The sequence below is a fragment of the Nocardia sp. XZ_19_369 genome (genome assembly GCF_015355715.1).
Taxonomy (GTDB): Bacteria; Actinomycetota; Actinomycetes; order Mycobacteriales; family Mycobacteriaceae; genus Nocardia.
Genome location: NZ_JACVED010000005.1, coordinates 581357 through 604149 on the forward strand (window position 1 = coordinate 581357; position 22793 = coordinate 604149).

18 protein-coding genes and 1 pseudogene are annotated in these 22793 nt (G+C 67.8%); 15 read left to right on the plus strand and 4 right to left on the minus strand.

Features of this window, described 5'->3' with window-relative positions; genetic code table 11:
* The first annotated feature begins 56 nt into the window (after nucleotides 1-56).
* From IBX18_RS21610 to ppc, 8 genes are all read left to right on the plus strand, one after another.
* The gene (locus IBX18_RS21610) at nucleotides 57-2732 is read left to right on the plus strand and encodes a nitrate- and nitrite sensing domain-containing protein (RefSeq protein ID WP_228541459.1); all 2676 of its coding nucleotides are present in this window, start codon (nucleotides 57-59) and stop codon (nucleotides 2730-2732) included.
* A 41-nt stretch (nucleotides 2733-2773) separates the two neighbouring features.
* Complete coding sequence (locus tag IBX18_RS21615) at nucleotides 2774-3157, plus strand: roadblock/LC7 domain-containing protein (RefSeq protein WP_107660237.1); 384 nt, start codon at nucleotides 2774-2776, stop codon at nucleotides 3155-3157.
* Between the two features lie 44 nt (nucleotides 3158-3201).
* Entirely contained in the window at nucleotides 3202-3600 is a 399-nt protein-coding gene (locus tag IBX18_RS21620; protein ID WP_228541460.1) for a DUF742 domain-containing protein, read from the plus strand.
* Nucleotides 3601-3643: 43 nt separating this feature from the next.
* The gene (locus tag IBX18_RS21625) at nucleotides 3644-4186 is read left to right on the plus strand and encodes an ATP/GTP-binding protein (RefSeq protein WP_373889215.1); all 543 of its coding nucleotides are present in this window, start codon (nucleotides 3644-3646) and stop codon (nucleotides 4184-4186) included.
* Between the two features lie 74 nt (nucleotides 4187-4260).
* Nucleotides 4261-4812 (plus strand): sugar O-acetyltransferase, encoded by a 552-nt coding sequence (locus IBX18_RS21630; RefSeq protein ID WP_194835356.1) that lies wholly within the window; start codon nucleotides 4261-4263, stop codon nucleotides 4810-4812.
* 37 nt (nucleotides 4813-4849) lie between these two features.
* A complete protein-coding gene (locus IBX18_RS21635; protein ID WP_194835357.1) occupies nucleotides 4850-5974 on the plus strand; it encodes an AAA family ATPase in 1125 nt (374 codons plus the stop codon).
* Nucleotides 5975-6076: 102 nt separating this feature from the next.
* Entirely contained in the window at nucleotides 6077-6496 is a 420-nt protein-coding gene (locus IBX18_RS21640; RefSeq protein ID WP_194835358.1) for a VOC family protein, read from the plus strand.
* 79 nt (nucleotides 6497-6575) lie between these two features.
* The gene (gene ppc, locus IBX18_RS21645) at nucleotides 6576-9347 is read left to right on the plus strand and encodes a phosphoenolpyruvate carboxylase (RefSeq protein ID WP_194835359.1); all 2772 of its coding nucleotides are present in this window, start codon (nucleotides 6576-6578) and stop codon (nucleotides 9345-9347) included.
* A 5-nt stretch (nucleotides 9348-9352) separates the two neighbouring features.
* Here the strand turns inward: ppc and IBX18_RS21650 are convergent, their stop codons facing one another.
* Nucleotides 9353-10252 (minus strand): LysR family transcriptional regulator, encoded by a 900-nt coding sequence (locus IBX18_RS21650; RefSeq protein ID WP_194835360.1) that lies wholly within the window; start codon nucleotides 10250-10252, stop codon nucleotides 9353-9355.
* Nucleotides 10253-10323: 71 nt separating this feature from the next.
* Here IBX18_RS21650 and IBX18_RS21655 point away from each other — a divergent pair, with 71 nt between their 5' ends.
* From IBX18_RS21655 to IBX18_RS43460, 7 genes and pseudogenes are all read left to right on the plus strand, one after another.
* Nucleotides 10324-12105, plus strand: a complete 1782-nt coding sequence (locus tag IBX18_RS21655; protein WP_194835361.1) for a gamma-glutamyltransferase family protein — start codon at nucleotides 10324-10326, stop codon at nucleotides 12103-12105.
* A 159-nt stretch (nucleotides 12106-12264) separates the two neighbouring features.
* The gene (locus IBX18_RS21660; RefSeq protein WP_194835362.1) at nucleotides 12265-13896 is read left to right on the plus strand and encodes an ABC transporter substrate-binding protein; all 1632 of its coding nucleotides are present in this window, start codon (nucleotides 12265-12267) and stop codon (nucleotides 13894-13896) included.
* 182 nt (nucleotides 13897-14078) lie between these two features.
* Nucleotides 14079-15710 (plus strand): ABC transporter substrate-binding protein, encoded by a 1632-nt coding sequence (locus IBX18_RS21665; RefSeq protein ID WP_194835363.1) that lies wholly within the window; start codon nucleotides 14079-14081, stop codon nucleotides 15708-15710.
* An 18-nt stretch (nucleotides 15711-15728) separates the two neighbouring features.
* On the plus strand, nucleotides 15729-16673 hold the full coding sequence (locus tag IBX18_RS21670) for an ABC transporter permease (RefSeq protein WP_246180830.1): 945 nt from the start codon (nucleotides 15729-15731) through the stop codon (nucleotides 16671-16673).
* Nucleotides 16670-17590, plus strand: a complete 921-nt coding sequence (locus IBX18_RS21675) for an ABC transporter permease (protein WP_194835364.1) — start codon at nucleotides 16670-16672, stop codon at nucleotides 17588-17590. Before IBX18_RS21670 ends, IBX18_RS21675 begins: the two co-directional genes overlap by 4 nt.
* 11 nt (nucleotides 17591-17601) lie before the next feature.
* Nucleotides 17602-18453: pseudogene (locus IBX18_RS43455) on the plus strand (ABC transporter ATP-binding protein); the annotation flags it as partial.
* A gap of 615 nt (nucleotides 18454-19068) precedes the next feature.
* Nucleotides 19069-20319 (plus strand): ABC transporter ATP-binding protein, encoded by a 1251-nt coding sequence (locus IBX18_RS43460; protein WP_373889216.1) that lies wholly within the window; start codon nucleotides 19069-19071, stop codon nucleotides 20317-20319.
* 114 nt (nucleotides 20320-20433) lie between these two features.
* Here IBX18_RS43460 and IBX18_RS21690 read toward each other — a convergent pair whose 3' ends face one another.
* The 3 genes from IBX18_RS21690 to IBX18_RS21700 are packed head-to-tail and all read right to left on the minus strand — an operon-like array spanning nucleotide 20434 to nucleotide 22701.
* Nucleotides 20434-20841: a RidA family protein gene (locus IBX18_RS21690; RefSeq protein WP_107655337.1), complete on the minus strand. Its 408-nt coding sequence runs from the start codon at nucleotides 20839-20841 to the stop codon at nucleotides 20434-20436.
* Between the two features lie 2 nt (nucleotides 20842-20843).
* On the minus strand, nucleotides 20844-21614 hold the full coding sequence (locus tag IBX18_RS21695; RefSeq protein ID WP_194835365.1) for an IclR family transcriptional regulator: 771 nt from the start codon (nucleotides 21612-21614) through the stop codon (nucleotides 20844-20846).
* A 43-nt stretch (nucleotides 21615-21657) separates the two neighbouring features.
* On the minus strand, nucleotides 21658-22701 hold the full coding sequence (locus IBX18_RS21700) for a sugar kinase (RefSeq protein WP_306796348.1): 1044 nt from the start codon (nucleotides 22699-22701) through the stop codon (nucleotides 21658-21660).
* Between the last annotated feature and the right edge of the window lie 92 nt (nucleotides 22702-22793).

Sequence of the window (22793 nt, forward strand, 5' to 3'; positions counted from 1 at the left end):
TACGGCAACCAAAGCCCGGGGACACACCGGATCTCATATCTGCGGTTTCCCCCGGGATGCCCAGCGGCAGAATGGCGGCCATCGTCCGGCCGCGCACGATCGGTGGTCAGCTCACCCGAATTCTCGCGCTCGCGCTGATTTTGGTGCTCGCCCTGCTGGGAGTCACTGTCTTCCGGGAGATCTCGGACTATCGCGAGTCCAACGACACGGTGAAGGCCGTCTCGCTGGCGCTGAGCGTGCAGGACCTCACCAACCAGATCCAGCGCGAGCTCGGGCTCAGCAACGGTCTGCTCGGTGGTGACAATCGCCTGCAGCAGCCTTTGATCGACCAGCGCGGCAAGGTCGACGCGGCGCTCGCCTCGCTGACCGCCGACGCGGCCGGGGACGCCCCCGGCGCCGATCAGGTGCGCTCGGCGCTCGGCCAGCTGAATCTGCTGTCGAATACCCGCACCCAGATCGACTCGCGCCGCGTCAGCAGGCAGGTCGTCTTCCAGTTCTACACCGACGGCGTGAGCGCGCTGAACCGCCTCGCGCTCGGCCTCGACCAGGCCCGCGACCCGCAGATCCAGCGCGGACTGCAGGCGCTGTACGCGCTCGGCGCGGCCAAGGAAGAGGTCGACAAGGAGCGAGGCTTCCTCAACGGCGTCTTCACCGCGGGCCGGTTCAACGGCGGTGAGTACGTGCAGTTCATGGAGATCCGCTCCACCAAGCTCGCGGGCTTCACCGCGTTCTCCCGCTACGCGACCAAGAGCCAGCAGGCCAAGCTGGACGCGGCGATGTTGAGCGAGAACGCCACCAAGGCAGAGCAATCGGAGAACATCGCGATCGCCTCCAGCGAGGGCCCGCTGGTCCGTGAGGTCGATCCGATGACCTGGTGGACGCAGATGTCGAGCGTGCTCGATGAACAGCGCACCGTGCAGCAGGCGGTCGGCAACGATGTGCAGGAGCGCGCGGACAGCCTGCGTAATGCCGCGGCCACCAAGCTGATCGCCTTCCTCGTCATCTCCGCGATCGCCATCGCCGCCATGATCGTGCTGGTGATCACCTCGGTGCGCGCCATCGTGCGTCCGCTGGCCGCGCTGGCCGGCGAGGCCGACGATGTGGCCTCGCGCCGCCTGCCCCAGGTCATCGAGGCGTGGGCGCGGGCCGACGACAGTCGGCCGGAGGCGCCGATGCCGGTGCAGGCCCCGCCCGGGGCGAGTACCGAAATCGCCGCCGTGGCAGGCGCGCTCGACCGGGTGCAGACCACCGCCTTCGAACTCGCCTCGCAGCAGGCGCTGGTGCGCCGCAACACCACCGAGTCGATGGCCAACCTGGCCAGGCGCAACCAGAACCTGGTTCGCCGCCAGCTCGGCCTGATCAGCGAGTTCGAGCGCGAGGAACTCGATCCCAAGGGTCTGTCGAACCTGTTCGAGCTCGACCACCTGGCCACCCGCATGCGCCGCAACGCCGAAAGCCTGCTGGTGCTCGTCGGTGAGGCCAGCCCGCGGCGCTGGGCCCAGCCCATCGCGTTGAGTGACGTGATCCGGGCCGGCCTGTCCGAGGTCGACGACTACCGCCGGGTGGTACTGCGCCGGGTGGACGACGTCATGATCACCGGCGCGGTGGTCAGTGAGCTCGCGCACATGCTCGCCGAGCTGATCGAGAACGGACTCGCCTTCTCCCCACCGGATCTCGAAGTCGAGATCTACGGTCGCCGAGTGCCGCACGGGTATCTGCTGGCCGTCGTCGACCACGGTGTCGGCATGCCGATGGACCAGCTGATCCAATCGAACGCCAGGCTGCGCGGCGAGCAGGACTTCATCGTCGCGCCCACCCGCTACCTGGGCCACTACGTGGTCGGTCGGCTGGCCGAGCGGCTCGGCATCGACGTCGAGCTCAACGTCTCGCCGGTCAGCGGCATCGTCGCGCGGATGTCGCTGCCGCTGGACATCCTTGTCCAGGAACAGGATCGGCGGCCCGCGGCGGTGCAGGCCAAGATCTCCGGCGCCGGGCTGGAACGCTCCTGGGGCGCCGACTCGGAGTCGACCAGCGTGCCCGAACTCGAACCGTCGCCCACCAACGGCGCGATGACCTCGCCCGCGGTGATCCGCGGGAACAACCCGCCGGAGCCGACCGTGCCGAGCCAGCGTGGTCCCGCACACGCGGCGCCGTCGAACGAGCTCAACGGCGCGCCACGCCAGGCCGAGGGGCCGTGGACCGCGGCACAGCGGGCGATACCGCGCGAAGAGCGGTTCGACACCGGACCGCAGCACGCGGCACCGCCTACCTCCGGGCCTGCTCCCTCCGCGTACTCCCAATTCGTGTCCCCGCCAACGGTTTCCACTCCGCCGGACAATGCGGATCGGTTGCTGACCGATACCGGCACGTGGCGGCTGCCGGATGCGCCGCCGGAGCACCCCCACGGTGTCAACGGGGCAGCGCCGGCGGGCGCGGGACCGCGTACCACGCGTAACGGACTTGTCAAGCGCAACAAGAAGTCTCGTTCCGCGGGCACGGCGCCGGGCACCGAGCCGCGCCGGGAAACCAACGGCGCCAACGAACGTCGCGATCGGGCCCCGATTCCGGAACGCTCGCCGGAGGAAACCCGTAGCATGCTCTCGTCGTTCCGGGCCGGACACGAGCGCGGTGTACCGCCGCCGCCGTCGACGACCCGTCCGTATGTCGGTGCCCGCGACCACGACGCCCGCGCCGACGATCAGGCTCAGACCATCGCAGAGGAGAACCGGTGACCACTCACTTGCCGAGCGCCGACCCGCACACGTTCAACTGGATGCTCGCCAACTTCGTCCGGGAAACCGACGGCGTCCGCGACACCGTGGCGGTCTCCTCGGACGGATTGCTCATCGCGATGTCCGATGGTCTGGACCGCACCTCAGCCGACCGGCTCTCCGCCATGGTGTCCGGTCTGGCCAGCCTCGCCAAGAGCGCATCGCGCAGTTACTCGTTCGATGGGCTCAAACTGATCATGATCGAGATGAAGCGGGGCTTCCTGCTCGTCTCGGCCATGGGTGACGGCAGTTGCCTCGGCGTCATCGCCGACGGCAACTGCGATGTCGGTCTGGTCGGCTACGAAATGGCCGTGCTGGCCGAACGCGCCGGGTCGCTCCTTGACCCGACGTTGATTTCCGAATTGCGAGAGACGTTGCGAAGATGAGAGATCCTGACCGGCCGAGGCTGCCGGACCCGCGGATGATCCCGATGAACCAGATGTTCGGATGGTTCGATCCGGATCGTCCAGGCCAAAAAGAAGCCCCGGCCGAAGAGCTTGTCGACAGTGATGAACAGTTTGTGCGTCCCTTTGTCGTCACCGCGGGGCGCACTACGCCGTTGATGGACGGTTTGCGCATCGAAACCCTGGTGCAGGCACCGCCTTCGGCGCTGTCCGCACCGCTGCAGTTCGAGCAGCGCACCGTGGTGCAGCTGTGCCAGCAGCCGCACTCCATCGCGGAAATCGGTACCGCGCTGCGCGTTCCGGTCGGTGTCGCGAAGGTCGTCGTGAGCGACCTCGTCGCCGGGGGCTACGCGACGGTGCGTGAGGCCGATCAACTGTCCACCGCTGCCATCGAGAGGATCAGGGACCTTGTACGGGCACTCTGACAACCCGCCGCCCGCCCCGACGATGCCGTCCTCGGTGAAGATCGTGATCAGCGGTGGATTCGGCGTCGGCAAAACCACGTTCATCGGTGCCATCTCCGAGATCGAGCCGCTGGTCACCGAGGCGGCGATGACCGAGGTCGCGATCGGCGTCGACGATCCGGGCCGGCGCGCGGAGAAGACGCAGACCACGGTCGCGCTCGACTTCGGCCGAATCACCTTGGACCGCTCGCTGATCCTGTACCTGTTCGGTACGCCGGGCCAGGACCGATTCGTCTTTTTGTGGGACGACCTGGTCGACGGCGCGCTCGGCGCGGTGATCATGGTGGACACCAGCCGGATCGGCGACTGCTACCCGGTGCTGGACTACTTCGAGGAGAAGCAGACGCCGTTCGTGGTGGTGGTCAACCGCTTCGACAACGGCATGCATTTCGACCTCGGCGAGGTGCGCGAGGCGCTGGAACTCGACGACTGGATCCCGGTGCTGGAATGCGATGCGCGCGACCGGGAATCGGTGAAAGAGGTGCTCGTCGCCTTGCTCGAGCAGGTCCTCTTCCATCGACTATCCGTGCAGGGACTACCTGCGTAACCACTGTCCGCCGAACGGGACATGATCGCGACAGCTGTCGCCGTCATGTCCCGTTCGGTGTCTAGGGTGGCGGGGTGGGCGAGATGAAGGAGCGGATGCTCCGCGGGGAGTTGTACCGGGACAACGACGCCGAGTTGGTGGCGGAGCGGCAGCGGGCGCAGGCGCTCTGTGCGGAGTTCAACCGGTCCGAGGCGGGCGCGGGGCGCGACGCCGTGCTGCGCGAACTGCTCGGGAAGCTGGGGGAGGGGTCGTGGATCATGCCGCGATTCCAATGCGACTACGGGTATCTCATCGAGATCGGGGCGAACAGCTTCCTGAATTACGATGCGATCCTGCTCGATTGCGCGCCGATCGTCATCGGCGACGATGTGTCCATCGGTCCGCGATGTCAGCTGCTGACGGCGCTGCATCCGATGGAAGATCACGAGCTGCGCAGGCAGCGGTGGGAGACCGCGGCGCCGATCCGGATCGGCAACAATGTGTGGTTCGGCGGCGGGGTCATCGTGTGCCCGGGTGTCACGGTCGGCGACGACACCGTGGTCGGGGCGGGCAGTGTGGTCACCCGGGACCTGCCGTCGCGGGTGTTCGCGGCCGGTAATCCGGCGCGGGTGATCCGGCAGTTGTAGCCCGGCGCATGTCGTAGCGGATCGTTAGCCTGGGGTCATGTTGCGGACGTTGGCCATCGAGAACTACCGATCGTTGCGACAGCTGGCGATGCCGCTGGGGCGGCTCAACGTGGTGACCGGGGCCAATGGCAGTGGGAAGTCGAGTCTCTATCGGACGTTGCGGCTGCTGGCGGACTTCTCGCGCAACGGAGCGATCGCCGCGCTGGCCCGCGAAGGCGGCGTGGCATCGGCGCGCTGGGCGGGGCAGGGCAGCACGCCCAGCGGTGATGCCGCATTGCGGGTCGGCTTCGCCGGCGAAGACTTCGGGTACGCGGCCGAGCTCGGCACGCCGACCCCCGACAGCGAATCGAAGTTCAATCTCGACCCGGTGATCAAGGCCGAAGCGGTCTGGGCCGGGCCGGTGCTGCGCCCCTCGACCCTGCTCGCGGATCGCGGCGGCCCGGTGGTGCGCCTGCGCGCCGACGACGGTGGCTGGGCGATGGTGCCGCACACGCTGCAACCGTTCGACAGCATGCTCAGCGAGCTGGCGGATCCGCAGAGCGCGCCGGATCTGCTGGTGCTGCGCGAGCGCATCCGGTCCTGGCGGTTCTACGACCACCTGCGCACCGACGCCGACGCGCCCGCCAGGTCGCCGCAGATCGGCACCCGCACCACCGTCCTCGGTCACGACGGCGCCGACCTGGCGGCGGCCCTGCAGACCATCCGCGAGATCGGCGACGCGCACCTGCTCGACAAGGCGATAGACCGCGCGTTCCCCGGCAGCGAGGTCGAGATCGTCGACTACGACGGCAGATTCGAGCTGGCGCTCTATCAGCGCGGACTGCTGCGCCCACTCGGCGGCGCCGAACTGTCCGACGGCACCCTGCGCTACCTGCTGCTGGTCGCCGCGCTGCTGACCCCGCGCCCGCCCGAACTCCTGGTCCTCAACGAACCCGAGACGAGCCTGCACCCCGAACTGCTCGTGCCGCTCGCCGAGCTCATCGCCACCGTCGCCGAGGACACCCAGGTCGTGGTCGTCACCCATGCCCGGCCGCTGGTCACCGCGCTGGCGCAGAGCACACCGGAGTTGCAGACCATCGAGCTGGTCAAGGAGAACGGCGCGACCACCATCGCGGGCCAGGGCATGTTGGATCAGCCGCCCTGGTACTGGCCGAAAGGGTAGGCCTCGGTGGGCTGTGGTCAGCGACACCACGACCTGCGATGAATTCCGCTCGGCCGCGCCGTCGATAATGTTGTCCCGCTTTACCGAAGGAGAACACACACCATGAGCAACGGCAAAGACCTCGCCCTCACCCACGTCGGCGTGCTCGTCGGCGACCAGGACAAGGCCCTCGAGTTCTACCGCGACCTGCTCGGCCTCGAGCTCCGCCAGGACATGCCGTTCCCCGGCGGCCGCTGGCTGACGGTCGGCCCGGCCGGCCAGCCCACCATCGAGTTCCTGCTGGAGACCCCCGCGATGGTGCCCGACGACACGGCCCGCCAGGCGGCCGAGTCCCGCCTGAACAACGGCGCGGCGGGCATGCTGATCTTCACCACCGAATCCGCCGACGACACCTTCGCCCGGCTGCGCGACGCGGGCGTCGAGGTCACCCAGGAGCCGATCACCCAGCCGTACGGCATGCGCGACTGCGGCTTCCGCGACCCGTGGGGCAACCACCTGCGGTTCTCCCAGGTGCTCGGCTGAGCGTTACCGGCCGCCGACGGCGACACGGTGTGGGCTCCGTCGCATACCACCGCGTCGCCGACGGCAATACTGTTTGATCATGGGCGAATCGACGAGCGAGACGCAACAGGACGCCATCCGGCCGCTGCGCGACGACATCCGGTTTCTCGGTGGCGTCCTGGGCGACACCATCCGGGACCACGAGGGCCCCGAGGTGTTCGATCTGATCGAGCGGGTGCGCATCGAGGCCTTCCGGGTGCGCCGCGCGGAGGTCGAGCGCAGCGCGGTCGCCGAGATGCTCGACGGTGTCGACATCGCGGTGGCGCTCCCGCTGATCCGCGCGTTCAGCTATTTCGTGCTGCTGGCCAACCTGGCCGAGGACATTCAGCGCGACCGCCGCCGCAAGGCGCACGAGGCGGCCGGTGAGCCGCCGCAGGATTCGTCGCTGGCCGCCACCTATCGCAAGCTCGACGCGGCGGCGCTGGACGGTGCCGAGGTCGCCGATCTGCTGGCCGACGCGCTGGTGTCCCCGGTGATCACGGCGCATCCCACCGAAACCCGCCGCCGCACCGTCTTCGACGGGCAGACCAGGATCACCGAGCTGATGCGGCTGCGTCAGCGCTACGCCGACACCGAGCGCGAGCGCGTCGAGTACGAGCAGCAGATCCGCAGGCAGGTGCTCGGCCTGTGGCGCACCGCGCTGATCAGGTTGGCGCGCTTGCGGATCCAGGACGAGATCTCGGTGGGTCTGCGCTACTACGACATCACCCTGTTCGACGTGATCCCGGCGATCAACGCCGAGGTGCGCGCCGCGCTGCGCTCGCGCTTCCCCGGCGTCGAGCTGCTGCCGCGGCCGATCTTGCGGCCCGGCTCGTGGATCGGCGGTGACCGCGACGGAAACCCCTATGTGACAGCCGATGTCGTGCGACAGGCCGGACACCAGGCCGCGACCGTCGCCTTCGCGCGGTACCTGCGCGACCTGGTCGAGCTGGAGAAGGCGCTGGCGTTGTCGGCGCGCTTGGTCCCGGTCACGCCTGCGGTGGCCGCGCTCGCCGAAGCCGGCTACCCCGACCCGTCGACCCATGCCGACGAGCCGTATCGCCGTGCGGTGCACAGCATCCGGGCCCGGCTGACGGCGACCGCACGCCGCGCCCTCGGCGACGTGCCGCCGAACGGCCTGGATGTCGGCGCCGAACCGTATCCGACGCCACAGGCGGTGCTCGACGATCTCGACGCCGTGGACGCCTCGCTGCGCGCCAGCGGTGACGGGCTGCTCGCCGACGACAAGCTCGCCGCGCTGCGACATGCCATCGAAACCTTCGGCTTCCACCTCCAAGGCCTGGACATGCGGCAGAACTCGGAGGTGCACGAACAGGTCGTGGCCGAGCTGTTGGCTTGGGCCGGTGTGCATCCGGACTACGCGAGCCTGTCCGAACACGAGCGCGTCGAGCTGCTCGCGGACGAGCTGCGTACCCGTCGCCCGCTGCTCGGCCCGTACGCCAGGCTGAGCGAGCTGGCCCGCAAGGAAGTCGACATCGTCTGCGCCGCACGCGATGTGGTGGACACCTTCGGCACCGAGGCGGTGCCCAACTACATCATCAGCATGTGTACCTCGGTCAGCGACATGCTGGAGGCGGCGCTGCTGCTCAAGGAGGGCGGCCTGCTCGATCCCGGCGAGCCGGACGGCCCGCCGCACTGCTCGGTGGGCATCGTCCCGCTGTTCGAGACGATCGAGGACCTCGGAGCGGGCGCGGCGACTCTGGCTGCCGCACTGGATGTTCCGGTGTACCGCGACCTGGTCGCGGCGCGCGGGATGCGGCAAGAGGTGATGCTCGGGTACTCCGACTCGAACAAGGACGGCGGATACCTGGCCGCGAACTGGGCGCTGTACCGCGCCGAGCTAGACCTCGTCGAGGTGGCGCGCAAAGCCGGAATTCGATTGCGGCTCTTCCACGGTCGCGGCGGCACCGTCGGCCGCGGCGGTGGCCGCAGCTACGACGCCATCCTGGCCCAGCCCGCCGGTGCCGTGCACGGCTCGCTGCGGCTGACCGAGCAGGGCGAGGTGATCGCCGCCAAGTACGCCGAACCCGGTGCGGCACATCGCAATCTGGAGTCGCTCATCGCGGGCACGCTGGAGTCGACGCTGCTCGACGTGGAGGGGCTCGGGCTGGACGCGGAGCCGTCCTACGAGCTGATGGACGAGCTGGCCGACCGGGCCCGCGCGGCGTATTCGCGGCTGGTGCACGAAACACCGGGTTTCGTCGAGTATTTCCGGCAGTCCACCCCGGTGGCCGAGGTCGGCGACCTGAATATCGGCAGCAGGCCCGCCTCCCGTAAACCGACGAACTCGGTAGGAGATCTGCGCGCCATCCCGTGGGTGATGTCCTGGAGCCAGGCCAGGGTGATGCTGCCCGGCTGGTACGGCACCGGAACCGCGCTGGAGGAATGGATCGGTGGCGATCCGGAGCGGCTCGCGACGCTGACCGACCTGTACCGCCGCTGGCCGTTCCTGCGCACCGTGCTGTCGAACCTGGCGCAGGTGATGGCCAAGAGCGACCTCGATATCGCCGCCCGCTACGCCGAGCTGGTCGAGGATGCGGCGTTGCGGGAGAAGATCTTCGGCATGATCCGCGACGAGCACGCCAGGACCATCCGCATGCACGCCGCCATCACCGGCAACGATCACCTGCTCGCCGACAACCCGTCGCTGGCCGAGTCGATCCACAACCGCTTCCCATATCTGGAGCCGCTGAACCAGATGCAGGTGGAGCTGCTGCGCAGGCTTCGCGCGGGTGACGACAGCGAGTTGGTGAAGCGCGGCATTCTGCTCACGATGAACGGCCTCGCCACCGCGCTGCGCAACTCCGGCTAGCCGGACTACACCGCCTCGCGCGCCCGGGCGGCATGGCTCAGCGTGGTGTCGATGAACGCCTGCGCCGCGGCGGTGAGCGGTCCACCGCGGTGTACCAACCACTGCGGCAGCTTCTCCGGCGGGTCGAACCGATACACCTCGGCTCCAGCCCGGCAGGCCAGGTCGTGCCAGCCGTCGGGCATCAGCCCCGCGCCGATGCCGCGCAGCACCATCGGCAGCACCACGCTGCGGTCGCCGACCTCGGCGGCGATGCGCAGATCGCCGACGGTGGCGGCGAGCCGATCGAACCGGGCCCGGACGGCGGTGGCCGGTTGGGTGATCACGAAGCTCATGCCGCGCAGGTCTTCTGGCGTCACTGTGCCATCGGTGCCGATCTTGGTGCCCGGCGGCGCCACCAGCAGGAACTGTTCGTCGCGCAGATGGTGGGCCACCAGCCCGCGCCCCGCAGGGCGTTCCGCGCTGCCGCATACCCCTGCCTCGCAGCGCCCGCGCAACACCATGGCGACCACCTCTGCCGCAGACAGCGCCGACCAGGTGCCCACCGTTAGCCCGGGGTGATGCTCGCGCAGGTCCGCGATGGTGCTGATCACTGGTTCCAGCGTGGAGGACGAGGTGGCCGCGACGTCGACGCGCCCGACGACGCCCGCCCCGACGGCCTGCGCGGCGGCCCGCAGCGCATCCAGATCGCGCAGCACCTGGCGCGCCCGGTCGGCCATGAATTCCCCGGCATTGCTCAGCACGGCATTGCGGCCGACCCGATGGAACAGCGCCACCCCGAGTTCGCGCTCCAGCTTGCCGATCGCCCGCGACAGCGACGGCTGGGCTACCCGTAAAGCCCGCGCAGCGTGGGTGAACCCGCCGTGCTCGACGATCGCGACGAAGTACTCGAGTTGCCTGCGTTCCATAACCGTAGGCTATCGGTTTGGTGCCATAGATGTCTTGGACGTACGTACCGCTCCGGGGAGATACTCACCAGGTGTTCACCACGCGTCCTACCTTGCAGGGCACCTTCGGGATGGTGTCGTCCACCCACTGGCTCGCCTCGGCCGCCGCGATGGCGGTACTCGAGAACGACGGCAATGCGTTCGACGCGGCGGTCGCCGCGGGGTTCGTCTTGCACGTGGTCGAGCCCCATCTGAACGGCCCGGCCGGTGAGGTGCCGATCATTCTCGCACCTGCCGGCCTGCCGCCGCGCGTGCTGTGCGGTCAGGGCCCGGCTCCGGCCGGCGCGACGATCGCCCGCTACAACGCACTCGGCCTGGACCTGGTGCCCGGCACCGGTCCGCTTGCCGCCGCGGTGCCCGGCGCGTTCGACGCCTGGATGGTGCTGCTGCGCGACCACGGCACGATGCGGCTCGCCGACGTGCTGTCTTATGCCATCGGTAATGCCGAGCGCGGCCATCCCGCGGTCGACCGGATCGGCGAGACCGTCGAGACGGTGGCCGACCTGTTCGAGAACGAGTGGACCACCTCCGCGGAGATCTACCTGCGCGACGGAAAGCCGCCCGCCGCAGGCGCATTGCTGCGTAACCCCGCGCTGGGCGCGACCTGGCGCAGGCTGATCGCCGAGGCCGAGGCCGCAGGCACCGACCGGGAGACCCAGATCGAAGCCGCGCGCCGCATCTGGCGGGAGGGCTTCATCGCCGAGGCGCTGGTCGCCGCCGCCGCGCGGCCGACCATGGACACCTCCGGCGAGCGGAACATCGGCACGCTGACCGGTGACGATCTCGCGAATTTCAGTGCCACCTACGAGAATCCGGTCACCTACACCTGGAACGGCTGGACCGTCGCGAAGCCGGGCCTGTGGAGCCAGGGTCCGGTGATGCTGCAACAGCTCGCGCTGCTGCCGGAACGCCTGGAGTACGGCACGCCGGAGTACTACCACACGTTGATCGAGGGCTCGAAGCTCGCGATGGCCGACCGCGAGGCCTGGTACGGCGACAGCACCCAGGTGTCGCTCGCGACGCTGCTTTCCCCCTGGTACAACGCGCAGCGCAGCGCGCTGATCGGGCCGCAGGCGTCCTACGAACTGCGCCCGGGCAGCCCGGATGGCCAGCGCCCCAGGCTGAGTGGTTACGTGCAGACCAATTCCGTTGGGGCCGTGGATGTTCCGCGCGGCGCGGGCGAGCCGACGGTGGCCGCCTCCGGTGCCACTCGCGGCGACACCTGTCAGCTCGACATCGTGGACCGCTGGGGCAACATGATCGCGGCGACGCCCAGTGGTGGCTGGCTGCAATCCAATCCGGTGGTGCCCGAGCTCGGCTTCCCGCTCGGCACCCGACTACAGATGGCTTGGCTGGAACCGGGCCTGCCCAATTCGCTTGCGCCGGGCCGTCGTCCGCGCACCACGCTCAGCCCGTCGCTGGCGCTGCGCGACGGTGAGGCCGTCATGGCGTTCGGCACCCCGGGCGGCGATCAGCAGGATCAGTGGAGCCTGCATTTCTTCCTGGCCGTCGCCATGCGCGAAAAAGTGCGTGGCGGACTCGATCTGCAAGGCGCGATCGACGCACCGAACTGGCATCAGGAGAGCTTCCCCGGCTCGTTCTATCCGCGGGCGATGAGCCCGGGCTCGGTGGTGGTGGAGTCGCGGATCGGCAGCGACGTCATCGACGACCTCGAACGCCGTGGCCACCGGGTGACGGTGGGCGGTCCGTGGTCGGAGGGCCGGTTGTGCGCGGTGGCCCGCGACCGGGAGAACGGTGTACTTTCAGCTGGAGCCAATCCCCGGGGCATGCAGGGCTACGCCGCGGGACGATAACTGAACTTTCGAACAAATAGCGGTCCGGGAACGCCGGACCGCTATTTGTCGTGTCATTTGTAGAGGTGCTCCGATTCGTCCGATGACAAAAACGAGAACAATCTACGAAAAGGAATACCCGGCGAGAAAAGTACGAAACCTTGAAGTATCTTGTAGCGCATGCTCGCTCGCTTCACACGGATGCTGGTGCTCGGCGTTACCGCCGCCGCCATCGCTTCCTGCGCACCGGTTCAGCACCCCGCTGGAACGGCAACGCACACAGATGAATACGGCACACCCGTGGGATCGCAGCCGGTACGTGAGGGCGGCGACCTGGTGATGGGCCTTTCCTCCGAACCCGACAAGCTCGACCCGACCACCTCCAGTTCCCTCTACACGCGCTATGTCATGAGCTCGATCTGTCAGAAGCTCTACGACAACGACGCGTCCGGAAATCTGGTGCCGCAGTTGGCGACCGCGTTGCCCACCGTGTCCGAGGACGGACTGACGGTGACCATCCCGGTCCGCACCGGAATCAAATTCGCCGACGGCGCCGCGTTCGACGCGGCCGCGGTGCAGACCAGTCTGCAGCGGCACTTCAGTATGAAAACCTCGCAGCGAACCAGCGAAATGGGTCCGATCGCGGCTATCGAGACGGCCGACCCGACCCGCGTTGTGATTCGCTACAAAAAGCCCTTCGCGCCGATCACCGCGGCGCTCGCGGACCGGGCCGGGATGATCATGTCGCCCGTCGCGCTCGCGAAGGACGAAGGCAAGAACTTCAGCGACAACCCGGTGTGTGTCGGCCCGTTCAAATTCGTCAAGCGAATCCCGCAGACCTCCATCGTGGTGGAACGCGATCCGCTGTACTACGACGCGAAGAACGTGCATCTCGATACGGTCACCTACCGAATCATGGCCGACGCGAACATTCGCGCGTCGAACCTGCGCTCCGGTGACATTCAGGTCGCCGACACGATCTCCCCGCAGGACGTCGATGCGCTGGCCAAGGACCCGGACCTGAACCTGCTGGAGACGGGCTCGCTCGGCTTCCAGGGCATCTACGTCAATATCGGCAATGTCGACGGCGTCGGCAAACCGGCCAAGCCGATCGACACTCCGCTCGCGAAGAACGCCAAAGTCCGTGAGGCGTTTTCGCTGAGTATCGACCGGCAGACCTTGGTCAACACGGTATTCAACAACTGGTTCGAGCCTGCGTGTTCGGCGATCGTGCCGAAGAGCACCTACGCGACGCCCGCCGGAATCGCCTGCCCGCCTTATGATCCGCAGCGGTCGAAGCAATTGCTCACCGAGGCAGGCGTGCAGCTGCCGTACCCGATCACGCTGCAGGTCACCAATTCGCAGGATCAGCTTCGGTATGCGCAGGCCCTGCAGGCCAACGTCGCCGAAGGCGGCTTCGACCTCAAGATCGTGCCCGCCGAATACTCGACGCTGCTGGACGTGCAGAAGCGCGGCACCTACGAGGCGTTGCTGCTCGGCTGGTCGGGCCGGCTCGACCCGGATGCCAATATGACCCGCTTCCTGTCCACCGGCTCGGGCGGCAACTACGGCGGTTTCAGCTCGCCGAAGCTGGACGAACTGCTGTCCCAGGCGGCGCGCACCACCGACACCGCCAAGCGTGCCGAGCTGTACGGGCAGGCGACGCAGGTTATTCAGCAGGAGAATCCGTACCTCTACACCTACCGAATCCGGGTTCTCACCGTGCACACCAAGCGGGTGACCGGCATCGAGGCCTACGCGGACGGTGTCGTGCGGCTCGGAAAGGCCGCCTTCCTCGACGAGAAGGACTGAAAAGGCGCGGCAGCGCAATAGTCGAACACCGCACAGGAATTAGCGGTCCGGAATCGCCGGACCGCTATTTTCCGTATCGATTTCCGCCCGCCACGATTTCCGATGATGGCTGCTAAGAGAACAATGTACAAAAAGAAACGGTGGTGGCGAAAAATGCAGCGTGTTGAAGTATGTTGTAGCGCATGCTCGTTCGCTCCACTCGGATGGCGGTGCTCGGTGTCGTCGCCGCCGTCCTCGCTGCCTGCGCACCGACGCAACACACCACCGAGACCGCAACGCACGTCGACGATTACGGCACACCCGTAGGCACGCAGCCGGTGCGTGAGGGCGGTGATCTGGTGATGGGCCTGTCGAACGAACCCGACAAGCTCGATCCGACCACATCCAGCTCGCTCTATATGCGCTATGTCATGAGCACGGTCTGCGAGAAGCTCTACGACAACGACGCGTCCGGCAACCTGGTGCCCCAGCTGGCCACCGCTCTGCCCGATATCTCCTCGGACGGCCTGACGGTGACCATCCCGCTGCGCAGCGGGATCCAGTTCGCCGACGGCACCACGTTCAACGCCGACGCGGTCGAGACCAGCCTGACCAGGCACTGGAAGATGGAAGGCTCCCAGCGCACCGGTGAGATGGGTGCGATCAGCGAGATCGAGGCGGCCGACTCGACGCACGTGGTGATCCGGTACAACCAGCCGTTCGCGCCGATCACCGCCGCGCTCGCGGACCGCGCCGGGATGATCATGTCGCCCACCGCGCTGAAGGAGAAGGACAAGAACTTCGGCGATCACCCGGTGTGCGTCGGCCCGTTCAAGTTCGTCAAGCGGGTCCCGCAGACCTCGATCGAGGTGGAACGCGACCCGCTGTACTACGACGCGAAGAACGTGCACTTCGATTCGATCACCTACCGGATCATGACCGATCCGAAGATGCGCGAGTCGAACCTGCGCTCCGGTGACATCCAGGTGGCCGACACCATGTCCCCGCAGGACGTGGACACGCTGGCCAAACTGCCGCAGCTGCGTGTGCTGACCTCGGGATCGTTCGGCTTCCAGGGGATGTACATCAATATCGGCAATGTCGACGGCGCGGGCAAACCGGTCAAGCCGATCGATACCGCGATCGCCAAGGACGCCCGCGTCCGGCTGGCGTTGTCGCTGAGTATCGACCGGCAGAAACTGGTCGAGAAGGCGTTCAACAACTGGTACGAGCCCGCCTGCACGCCGATCGCGCCTCGCACCTCGTACGCCACCCGCGCCAGCACGGCGTGCCCGGCCTTCGATCCGGCGCGGTCCAGGGAGCTGCTCGAGGAGGCGGGTGTGCAGCTGCCGTACCCGATCACGTTGCAGGTGATGAACGTCCCCGACCACCTGCGGTACGCGCAGGCGTTGCGGGACAGCGTCGCGGAGGGTGGGTTCGATCTTCGGCTCGTGCCCGCCGAGTACTCGACGATGCTGGACGCGCAGAAGCGCGGCACGTATGAGGCCCTGCTGCTGGGCTGGTCCGGCCGAATCGACCCGGACGGCAACACCGCCCGGTTCCTCACCACCGGTTCGAACGGTAACTACAGCGGATACAACTCGCCCATCCTGGACGACCTCCTGGGCTGGGCCGCACACAGTACGAACGCCGCGCAACGCGGCGCGCTATATGAGCAGGCGGTGCGATTCATTCAGCGGGAGAACCCGTATATCTACACCTACCGTCTGCGTAACTTGACCGTGCACTCGACATGGGTGACGGGCATCGAGGTGTACGCCGACGGCGCTGTCCGGCTCGGCAAGGCCGCGTTCGTCGCGGATCGGAAGGGCTGAAAATCCATGTTGCAGTATGTGTTCCACCGTCTGTGGCAGTCCGCTGTCACGTTGGTGCTCGCCTCGATCGTGGTCTTCATCGGGGTGCGCGCACTGCCCGGTGATCCGGCGACGACGCTGGCGGGCGAGCAGGCCGACGAAGCCGCCCTCGCCGCGGTTCGTGCCGAATTGGGGATGGACCGGTCGCTGCCGGTGCAGTACTTCGAGTTCGTCACCCACGCGCTGACCGGCGACTTCGGCAAGTCGATCCGCACCGGCACACCGGTGATCGACATGATCGGCACCACGCTGCCGGTGACCATGCAGCTCGCGCTGTACGCCATGATCATCGCGGTGCTGGCCGGCGTGATCGGCGGCGTGCTCGCGGCGGTGTACCGCGGCCGCTGGCCCGAGTGGGCGGCCAACGGGTTCTCGCTGATGGCGCTGTCGGTGCCCACCTTCTGGGTCGGCATCCTCGCGGTGCTCTACCTGTCGGTGCAGCTGAACTGGTTCCCGGCCTCGGGCTACGTCTCGCCGTTCGAGCATCCGCTGCGCGGCCTCTACTTCCTCACGCTGCCCGCGATCATTCTGGGCCTCGCGCACGCGGCGGTGGTGCAGCGCCAGACCCGCTCGTCGATGGTGGAGACGCTGACTGCGGACTTCGTCCGTACGGCCCGGGCCAAAGGCCTCAGCCGCGGTGCGGTCATCTTCCGATTCGGCTTGCGCAACAGCCTGATCGTGGTCACCACGATCGTCGGCCTGCAGCTCGGCGGGCTCATCGCGGGCGCGGTGGTCACCGAGCGCATCTTCAGCCTGCCCGGCATGGGCAAGCTCACCCTCGACTCGGTGTTCACCCGCGACTACCCGGTGATCCAGGCGGTCATCCTGGTGATCGCCGCGTCCTACATCGTGATCAACCTGCTGGTCGATGTGCTGTACACGGTGATCGACCCCCGCGTGCGAGTGTCCGGGAGGGCGCAATGACAGTCACCGACACCCCGGTCGTCGAGACCACCACCACCACCGCCGAACCGAACCCGGTCCTGCAGACCCCGCCGCTGGCCGCGGTGCGCGGCCGCGTGCTGCGCCAGCTGTGGCACAACCCGCTCGGCATGGTCGGCGCGGTGCTGCTGCTGATCGTGATCTTCGTAGGCGTTTTCGCGCCGTTGCTCGCGCCGTATTCGCCTAGCGAGGTGCACTTCTCGACTCCGTTCCAGCAGCCCGGCACCGTCGGATTCCTGTTGGGCACCGACGATCTGGGCCGCGACATCTTCTCCAGGGTGCTCTACGGCACCCGGGCCTCGCTGCAGGTCGGCGTGCTCTCGGTGCTGTGCGCGGTGCTCATCGGCGTGCCGCTCGGCCTGCTGTCGGGCTACTGGCGGACCGCGGACATGGTGCTGTCGCGCTTGTCCGACGTGCTGCTCGCGTTCCCCTTCATCATCCTGGCGGTCGGGCTGACCGCGATCAACGGCGGCGGCCTGGCCGACGCCGCCATCGCGCTCGGCATCGCCCAGGTGCCGATCATGATGCGGGTGGTGCGCGCGGAAACGTTGCGGCTCAAGGAAACCGACTTCGTGCTCGCCGCCAACACCATGGACGTGCCGTCCTGGCGCATCCTCGGCGAGCACATCCTGCCCAACTCGCTGGCGCCGATCATCGTGCAGGCCACGGTGATCATGCCGACGGCGGTGCTCGGCGAGGCGATCCTGTCCTTCCTCGGCCTCGGCATCAAACCGCCCGCGCCCAGCCTGGGCATCATGCTGTCCGACGCACAGCAATACCTGCTCCGCACGCCGTGGCCGGGCATCTTCCCCGGTGTGGCGCTCGCGATCATCTGCTTGGGATTCAACCTCTTCGGCGACGCCCTGCGGGACGCTCTCGACCCGAAGACACGGCGCTGAAGGAGCCCGCAATGACAGAACCACTCTTGGAGATCAGTGATCTGCGGGTGTCGTTCGGCGACGTGACCGCCGTGCAGAGCGCCGACCTGGTGGTCCAGCCGGGGGAGCGGGTCGCCATCGTCGGCGCCTCCGGATCCGGCAAATCGACACTGGCACACGCGATCATGGGTCTGCTGCCCGGCTCCGGCCGGGTCACCGGCGGCACCATCCGGTGGCGCGGTGCCGACATCACCCACGCCGACGAGAAGGTGCTGCGCGGACTGCGCGGCAAGGAGATCGGGCTGGTACCGCAGGACCCGATGTCCAACCTGAACCCGGTCTCGCGGGTGGGCCGCCAGGTCGCCGAAACCCTTCTCGCGCACAAGATCTGCTCACGGCGCGAGGCGAAGGAACGGGCCATCGAGCTGCTCGGGCAGGCAGGCCTGCCCGAACCGGCCCGGCGAGCGCGGCAGTATCCGCACGAGTTCTCCGGCGGTATGCGCCAGCGCGCGCTGATCGCCATCGGCCTGGCCTGCCGCCCGGACCTGCTGATCGCGGACGAGCCGACCTCGGCGTTGGACGTGACCGTGCAGCGGCAGATCCTGGACCACCTGGAGAAGCTGACCCAGGAGCTCGGCACCGCGCTGCTGCTGGTGACCCACGACCTGGGTCTCGCCGCCGAGCGGGCCGACCGGGTGGTCGTGATGTCCGACGGCAAGATCGTCGAATCCGGGCCTGCGCGACAGGTTTTGACGGATCCGCAGGAGGAGTACACGCGGCGGTTGGTCGCGGCGGCACCGGCGTTGATCGCGCCGCGGCGGGCGGATCCGGTGGTGGCGGATCAGGCGGTCGAGGCTGCTGAAGGTGTGGTCGCCGAGAGTGACGACGCGGTTGTCGACGGTTCGGTTGCCGAGGGTGACGCGAAGGGTGCCGGTGAGAAGGCCGGTGCCGGTAGCGAAGACGCTGTGGCGACGGAGACGGCTGCCGATGATGCGGTAGCCGCTGGCGACGAGGCGGCTGCCGACAAGATCGATGACGCAAAGCCGGTCGAGGACAAGGCTGTTGCCGAGGCCGCCGACACGAAGGTTGACGAAGGCAAGAGCGCCGGTAAGAAGGGTGCCGCGAAGAAGTCCGCCAACGGCAAGGTTGCCGCTGCGAAAGTGGCTGAAGAGGTTGCCGAGGAGAAGGCAACTGTCGGCACGGCCGCGGATGAAAAGGCTGCTGACGAAACAGCTGCCGACGACAAGGCTGCCGACGAAGACGCCATCGACCAAAAGATCGCCGATGGCAAGGTGGCCGACCACAAGGCCGTTGAAGATGAAGCCGCTGGTGCGAAGGCTGCTGACGAGACGGTAGCTGACGAGAAGGCCGTCGACGGGGAAGCCGCTGTCGCGAAGACCGCTGAAGAGAAGGCGGCTGACGACAAGCCGTCGGACGAGAAGGCGGCCGACGGCGAGGTAGCCGACGAGACGGTGGTCGATGAGAAGGCCGGCGCCACAGTGGCTGCCGACGGAAGCGTCGCCGACGACAAGTTGGCTGACGACAAAGCTGCCGGCGACGAAGCGGCTCAGGCGAAGGCTGCCAAGAAGGCTGCTGGCGACAAGGCCGTAGAAGACGAAGCCGCTGATGCGAAGGCTGCCGACGAGAGGGCTGCTGACGAGAAGGCGGTCGACGGGGAAGCCGCCGACACGACGGCCGTCGACGGGGAATCCGCCGACACGAAGGCCGCTGACGAGAAGCCTTCCGAGGAAAAGGTTTCCGTCGACAAGGTTGCTGCCGACAAGACTGCCGACGAAGCGGTTTCCGTCGACAAGACCGCCGACGAGAAGATCTCCGTCGAGAAGCTCGCCGCTGAGCCCGCAGTTACCAAGTCCCTCAAGGATTCCCCGATCCTCGAGGTCTCCGGCATCAGCAAGGAATACCGGATCCGCAGCCGCGGTGGTGTGCTGCGCGCGGTCGACAATGTGTCGTTCACCATCGCCCGCGGCCGCACCACGGCGATCGTCGGCGAGTCGGGTTCGGGCAAGACCACGACGGCGCGGATGGTGCTCGGCCTGGTGCCCGTCACCTCCGGCTCCATCAAGCTCAACGGTGTCGACATGGTGGGGCTGCGCGGTCCGCAGCTGCGCGCGGCGCGGCTGTCGATGCAGCCGGTGTTCCAGGATCCGTACGCCTCGCTGGATCCGATGTGGACGGTCGAGCGGTTGATCGCGGAACCGTTGCGCGCCTTCGGTATCGGTGATCGCGAGTCCCGCCGGGCGCGGGTCTCCGAACTGCTGGAACAGGTCGCGTTGCCCGCGGCGATGGCGCACCGGTACCCGAACGAGCTCTCCGGTGGCCAGCGGCAGCGTGTCGCGATCGCCCGTGCGCTGGCCATCGAGCCGCGGCTGGTGGTGTGTGACGAGGCGGTGTCGGCGCTGGATGTGCTTGTGCAGGACCAGATCCTGACGCTGCTCGCGTCGCTGCAGGAGCGGTTGGGCGTCAGCTATCTGTTCATCTCGCACGACCTGGCGGTGGTGCGGGCGCTGGCGCACGAGGTCGTGGTGATGCGCGACGGCCGGGTGGTGGAGCAGGGCCCGGTCGAGGAGGTGCTGACCGCACCCGCCGATCCGTACACTCGCCAACTGCTGGATGCGATCCCCGGCGCGGGCATGGTCGGCCGCGAAGTGCTGGATCACGTGGTGCCCGCCGCCGCCGACGAAGACGCGGACGTCGATTCCATCGACAAAGAACTGGCTGCCAAAGTCTGACGGCGGCAGCCGAATCGAGGCTCCGCGTCGCGGCTGACTACGCGACGCGGCAAAGCCGCCCCGACCCATTCGTGGGTCGGGGCGGCTTGTTTCGTTCTGGTGCGCGGTGTCGCGTTACTCGGTGACGATCGCGATCGCGTCGATCTCGACGAGCATCTCCGCGCGCGGCAGTCCCGTGAAAACGGTGGTGCGGCTGGGCAATACGTCGCCGGTGGTGTTCGCGCTGACGAACTCGCCGTAGGCCTCGTTCATCGCGGCGAAGTCGTCGCGGGTGGTCAGGTAGACGCGCAGCATCACCACGTCGTCGAACGTCGCCCCGCTCGCGTCGACGATCGCCTTCACATTTTGCAGCGTGCGGATGGTCTGCGCCGCAACATCGCCCGGGTACAGGTACTCGTTGGTGATCGGGTCCACCGGACCCTGTCCAGAGACCTGCACGAACGGTCCCTTGCGTACGCCCTGGGAGAACGTGTGCGCGGGTGCGGGCGCGTCGGTGGTGCGGACGGCGATCTTCTCACTCATGGTCAGCCTTTCGTGGCGGTGGTGGCTCGGCCGGGAATCCAGCCGAGCTCGGCGGAGATGGCGTCGGCCGCCGCGCGAACCCGCGGCAGCTGGGCCAGGACCTGGTCGTGGTCGAGCAGCATGTCCGGCACCGACATGGAGACCGCGGCGACCACCGCGCCGGTGCCGTTGCGCACCGGGACGCCGATGCAGTTGACGAAGCTCTCGTGTTCCTCGTGGTCCTCCGCGTAACCCAGGGCGGCAACCTTTTCCAGCTCGATCAGGTAGCGCTCGGGCGTGCGGATGGTCCGTTCGGTGAAGGGGTGGAAGTCGATCTTCTCGGCGATGACCCGCCATTCCGGGCGGGGCAGCGCGGAGATGAGCACCTTGCCGACGGCGGTGCAGTGCAGCGGGGCCGGTCGGCCCACCCGCGAGTACATCCGCACGCTCTGGGTGGCGTCGAGCTTGTCGATGTAGATGACGTCGCCGGATTCGTAGGTGGCGAGGTGGATCGTCTGCCTGGTGTCGGCGTTCAACGCGCTCAAGTGCGGCCGCGCGAGGGTGCGCACGTCGCGCTGCTCCAGCGTGCGGTTGGCCAGTTCGAACAGCCGCGACCCGAGCACATACCGGTGCTGGTGGTCGTGGGTGACGAAGCGCTGCGCCTCCATCGTCTGCAGCAGCCGCAGCACCGTCGATTTGTGCACGCCGAGCTGGGTCGCCAGCTGGTCCAGCGATCGCGAATCCTCGCCGAGGGCAACAAGAATGGTCAACGCACGCGACAAACTCTGACTCATGACTGTGACTCGCTGACTTCAGGGTGACTCAAAGCAGGCTCGCTCATGAGGCCACATTCTCGATGACGGTGTCGTTGTAATGCAGTTGGGCCCAGGTGGTTTCGTCCACCGCGGCCAACCGTTCCAGTATTGCCGGTGCGGGCAGTTGCGCGCCGTCGCCGGTTCCGGTGAGCGCGGCGGCGGCACAGAGGTGGCCGAAGCGCAGTCGCTGCGCCAGCGGCCGGCCGTGCAGCAGCGCGGCGAGGTACCCGCCGGCGAAAGCGTCACCCGCGCCGATCCGTTCGGTGACCTCCAGCCCGAGCGCGGGCACCTCGACGCGGTGTGCGCCGTCGAATCCGGTGACCGAGTGCGCGTCGTTCTTGACGATCAGCTGCGCGGGTTCCGGGAACAGCGCGCGCAGTTCGTCGGCGTCGTCGGTGCCGAACACGGCACCGGCCTCGTCCGCGCCGAGGAAGACCACGTCGCAGCCGCGCACGTGTCGTGCGAGCACGTCGGCGGATTTCTCGGCGCGCCCGGCCCATAGAGCGGGCCGGAAGTTCAGGTCGAAACTCACCAGCCTGCCGTCGCGGGGAAGGACGAGCAGTGCCTCGGTGAGCGCGGTCGCTGACGCCGAGAGCGCGGTGGTGATCCCGGTGAAGTGGACCAGGTCGCAGTTCGCGAGCAGCCGTGCCGCCGGGGTCGCTTCGAGGTCGGCAGGGGAGAGTGCGCTGGCCGCGGAGCCGGTTCGGTAGTACAGCATGCGGCTCGCCCGCTCGGCCAGGTCGGTGGCCTTGCCCGAGCCGCTCCCGCGTTCCTTGACGTACACCGCGGTCGGCCTGCCGGGATCGGTGACGACCGCCGACACGTCGACGCCGCGTTCGGTGAGGTGGGTGAGCAGGTATCGGCCGAATCCGTCGTCGCCCACCCGCGACAACCAGGCCGTGTCGACCCCCAGCTGCGGCAGCACGGTGGCCACGTTCGCCTCCGCACCGCCCGCCGTCCGCTCGAAGATCTCCGACTCCTCCAGGGGTCCCGGCTGTGCGACCAGCACGGCAAGTCCCTCGCCGACGGTTACCGCCCGTGGGCGGGTCGACGTAGGCCACGTCACACCGATCTCCTTCCTGTGCTTGCGGCCACCGGCCATCCCGTGCAGAATAACCACACGAAACACGATGCGCAACAAGCATTGCAAGATATGCA

Coding starts and splice junctions, on each gene's coding strand:
- IBX18_RS21610 (WP_228541459.1), top strand. CDS start 57: ATGCCCAGCGGCAGAATGGCGGCCATCGTCCGGCCGCGCACGATCGGT.
- IBX18_RS21615 (WP_107660237.1), top strand. CDS start 2,774: ATGCTCGCCAACTTCGTCCGGGAAACCGACGGCGTCCGCGACACCGTG.
- IBX18_RS21620 (WP_228541460.1), top strand. CDS start 3,202: ATGAACCAGATGTTCGGATGGTTCGATCCGGATCGTCCAGGCCAAAAA.
- IBX18_RS21635 (WP_194835357.1), top strand. CDS start 4,850: ATGTTGCGGACGTTGGCCATCGAGAACTACCGATCGTTGCGACAGCTG.
- IBX18_RS21640 (WP_194835358.1), top strand. CDS start 6,077: ATGAGCAACGGCAAAGACCTCGCCCTCACCCACGTCGGCGTGCTCGTC.
- ppc (WP_194835359.1), top strand. CDS start 6,576: ATGGGCGAATCGACGAGCGAGACGCAACAGGACGCCATCCGGCCGCTG.
- IBX18_RS21650 (WP_194835360.1), bottom strand. CDS start 10,252: ATGGAACGCAGGCAACTCGAGTACTTCGTCGCGATCGTCGAGCACGGC.
- IBX18_RS21660 (WP_194835362.1), top strand. CDS start 12,265: ATGCTCGCTCGCTTCACACGGATGCTGGTGCTCGGCGTTACCGCCGCC.
- IBX18_RS21665 (WP_194835363.1), top strand. CDS start 14,079: ATGCTCGTTCGCTCCACTCGGATGGCGGTGCTCGGTGTCGTCGCCGCC.
- IBX18_RS21675 (WP_194835364.1), top strand. CDS start 16,670: ATGACAGTCACCGACACCCCGGTCGTCGAGACCACCACCACCACCGCC.
- IBX18_RS21690 (WP_107655337.1), bottom strand. CDS start 20,841: ATGAGTGAGAAGATCGCCGTCCGCACCACCGACGCGCCCGCACCCGCG.
- IBX18_RS21695 (WP_194835365.1), bottom strand. CDS start 21,614: ATGAGTCAGAGTTTGTCGCGTGCGTTGACCATTCTTGTTGCCCTCGGC.